Source organism: Sulfuricurvum sp., assembly GCF_023229695.1.
In the GTDB taxonomy this organism is placed as follows: domain Bacteria; phylum Campylobacterota; class Campylobacteria; order Campylobacterales; family Sulfurimonadaceae; genus Sulfuricurvum.
In genome coordinates, this window is sequence record NZ_JALNYS010000038.1 from 1 (window position 1) to 3,375 (window position 3,375).

General features: G+C 45.7%; 4 protein-coding genes. 3 read left to right on the forward strand and 1 reads right to left on the reverse strand.

The window, feature by feature from the left end; all coding sequences use genetic code 11:
• The 3 genes from M0P91_RS14995 to M0P91_RS15005 form a co-directional block, all read left to right on the forward strand.
• On the forward strand, positions 1 to 769 hold a 769-nt coding region (locus M0P91_RS14995), incomplete at its 5' end, for a ribose-phosphate pyrophosphokinase (protein ID WP_295069280.1).
• Positions 769 to 2,559 carry a translation elongation factor 4 gene (gene lepA / locus M0P91_RS15000; protein ID WP_295069283.1) on the forward strand — a complete coding sequence of 597 codons (1,791 nt, stop codon included), beginning with the start codon at positions 769 to 771 and terminating at the stop codon, positions 2,557 to 2,559. The genes M0P91_RS14995 and lepA, both read left to right, overlap by 1 nt.
• 1 nt (position 2,560) lies before the next feature.
• The gene (locus M0P91_RS15005) at positions 2,561 to 3,142 is read left to right on the forward strand and encodes a ComF family protein (RefSeq protein ID WP_295069285.1); all 582 of its coding nucleotides are present in this window, start codon (positions 2,561 to 2,563) and stop codon (positions 3,140 to 3,142) included.
• Here the strand turns inward: M0P91_RS15005 and M0P91_RS15010 are convergent.
• Positions 3,117 to 3,375: nitroreductase family protein (locus tag M0P91_RS15010; protein ID WP_295069288.1), on the reverse strand; the 259-nt coding region annotated here is incomplete at its 5' end. The genes M0P91_RS15005 and M0P91_RS15010 overlap by 26 nt on opposite strands.

Genomic DNA, 3,375 nt, shown 5'->3' on the forward strand with positions numbered 1-3,375 from the left:
TATCATTCAAAGTACAGGCGCCCCTAGCAATGACAATTTGATGGAATTACTCATTATGACCGATGCTCTTCGACGCTCTTCGGCCAGTTCGATTACGGCAGTCGTTCCCTATTTCGGATACGCACGCCAAGATCGCAAAGCAGCTCCTCGCGTTCCTATTACCGCAAAACTTGTTGCGGATATGTTTGAAACAGCAGGGATTGACCGTGTGGTTACGATCGATTTGCATGCGGGTCAAATTCAAGGCTTTTTTGATATTCCCGTCGATAATCTTTACGGTGCCATTATTTTTCAAGAGTACATCAGTTCTAAAAATCTTGCTAATCCTGTGATTGCCTCTCCTGATATTGGCGGGGTTGCGCGTGCCCGTTATTTTGCCCAAAAGCTCGGGCTTGATATGGTTATTGTTGATAAGCGCCGTGAAAAAGCCAATGAGTCTGAAGTGATGAATATTATCGGCGATGTGGCTGGAAAAGATATCATTATGATCGATGATATGGTTGATACGGCAGGGACGATGGTTAAGGCCGCGGCAGCACTCAAAAAACGGGGAGCTACATCGGTTATGGCGTGTGCAACGCATGGCGTTTTGAGCGGTAATGCGTACGAAAACATCAACAACGGTGAGCTCGATGAGCTTGTTATCTCGAATACCCTTGTCTTACGTGGACAAAGCGATAAGATTAAAGTGCTAAGTGTTGCCCCTTTATTTGCCGAAGTGATCCGTCGTGTTTATCACAACGAGAGCGTTAATTCGCTGTTTAGTTAATGAACAATATCCGTAACTTTTCAATCATCGCTCATATCGATCATGGTAAGAGTACGTTAGCCGATCGGATTATCCAAGAGTGCGGTTCTGTCACTGAGCGTGAGCTGGGCAAGCAGATGATGGACACGATGGATATTGAGCAAGAGCGAGGCATTACGATTAAAGCGCAGAGTGTTCGTTTGGATTATGTCAAAGATGGGCAGCATTACATCCTCAATCTCATCGACACTCCGGGCCACGTTGATTTTAGCTATGAAGTCTCTAAATCGCTTGCGTCATCGGATGGAGCTCTTTTGATTGTCGATGCGGCGCAAGGGGTGGAAGCACAAACGATTGCCAATGTTTATTTGGCGATGGAAAATAATCTTACACTTATTCCCGTAATCAACAAGATTGATCTTCCCTCTGCAGAGCCTGAGCGTGTTGCCGAAGAGATTGAAGCGACGATCGGGATCGATGCGACCGATGCATTGTTGATTTCGGCAAAAACGGGTGTCGGTATTCGTGAACTCATTGATGCGATTGTAGATCGTATCCCTGCACCTAGCGGAGACCCTGCCGCTACGACCAAAGCGATCATTTACGATTCATGGTTTGATGCGTATCAAGGTGCTATGGCACTTGTTCGTGTTTTTGATGGTGAGATTAAAATGGGTCAGATGATTAAGCTGATGCACAATGATGAAAATCATCAAGTGCTTGATTTGATGTATCCCCATCCTATCCGTCGTCAAAAGACGCAAGCTCTTAAGAGTGGTGAAATCGGGATTGTCGTACTGGGCGTTAAAGACGTAGGGAGCATCCGTGTTGGCGATACCATTACCGATGCCAAAAATCCGACGGCTCAGCCCGTGACGGAGTATGCGCCTGCTAAGCCATTTGTTTTTGCAGGATTGTATCCTATCGACACCGATGAGTTTGAAGCGGTTCGGGATGCGCTGGATAAGCTCAAGCTCAACGACAGCTCTTTAAGTTACGAGCCTGAGACATCGATGGCACTTGGCTTTGGATTTCGTGTCGGGTTTTTGGGGATGCTTCACATGGAAGTCATCAAAGAGCGGCTGGAGCGAGAGTTTAATCTCGATCTTATCGCCACGGCTCCATCGGTTGTATATAAAGTGTATAAAACCGATGGAACAATGATAGAAGTACAAAATCCAAGCGAGCTTCCTGAACCTCAGTTTATCGAGCGTATCGAAGAGCCGTACGTGCGCGCGACACTCATTACGCCGGTTGATTATTTGGGAAATGTTATTACATTGGTAACCAATAAACGTGGTATGCAAGAGAAAATGGATTATCTTAACGAAACGAGGGTCATGTTGATTTATTCAATGCCGATGAATGAGATCGTCGTTGATTTTTATGATAAACTTAAATCAACCTCTAAAGGGTATGCAAGTTTTGACTACGATCCGATTGAGTTTCGTGATGGTGATTTGGTTAAACTTGATGTTCGTGTAGCGGGTGAAGTCGTGGATGCTCTCAGTGTCATCGTACCTCGTACCTCTGCTGATTTTCGTGGACGGGCGCTGGTTAAAAATATGAAAGAGATCGTCCCGAGACAGCTTTTTGAAGTGGCGATCCAAGCGTCTATCGGTAATCGTGTGATTGCTCGTGAGACGGTAAAATCGATGGGTAAAAACGTCACGGCTAAATGTTACGGCGGAGATATTTCCCGTAAACGAAAACTTCTCGATAAACAAAAAGAGGGTAAAAAACGGATGAAGGCGATTGGACGTGTGCAGCTTCCACAAGAAGCCTTTATGTCTGTTCTAAAAATGGACTAACATGCGCTGCATGATGTGCGAGAGATGGAGTATTTTTTCGCATATCTGTACTGCCTGTCAAAATGAGTTTCTCTCTCCTAGCCTCTATAAACGAAAAATCTTGGGTTCTATTCCCGTGTATTCTTTTTTCTCCTACAGCGATATTGAACCCTTGCTTCTCACCAAGCATACTGATCTTGGGTATTATCTCTATACGATAATGGCACGTCGTTCCATGGAGCATTTTGCCAAAGAGTGGAGTTATGAGACAAAGGTAGCGTCGATAGGGATCGATGATCATGTCCGCAGCGGTTACGCACATACGGCGATTCTCAACCGTGCATTAAAATCACCGCTCATTACACCGCTGTATGGAAAACTGCGCGCTACGAAACAGCATAAATACGCGGGGAAGAGTGTGGAAGAGCGGCTCGCGAATCCTAGAGATTTTCAATACGTTTCATTTTCTGAGAAAGAAGTGATTTTGGTGGACGATATTGTCACAACGGGGACCACTCTCACTGAAGCTGCCGAAACGCTTCATGCTCAGGGTAAGAGAGTGATTTTGTGTCTGACCCTTACGGATGCGCAGACGAAAGACTAAGGTGTGCATAGGGCTCTAGGGTCGCAAGTCGTGTATCGACGATCGCGCGTCCGATGGTGAAATGATACAAACTCTGATAGCGTTCGTTGGTAATGCCTAATAATCGGTGTACTTCATCGTCCAAGAAACATCCGATTCCCGTGGCACTCAAACCCATGGTTGTTGCTTCACAATAAAGCATTTGCCCCAACGCTCCGCATTCATGATAGAGGTGTTTGTAAGCTACTGAGCCA

What these genes read in the sequence shown, in the direction of transcription:
- lepA (WP_295069283.1), top strand. Translation starts at nt 769, where the DNA reads ATGAACAATATCCGTAACTTTTCAATCATCGCTCATATCGATCATGGT.
- M0P91_RS15005 (WP_295069285.1), top strand. Translation starts at nt 2,561, where the DNA reads ATGCGCTGCATGATGTGCGAGAGATGGAGTATTTTTTCGCATATCTGT.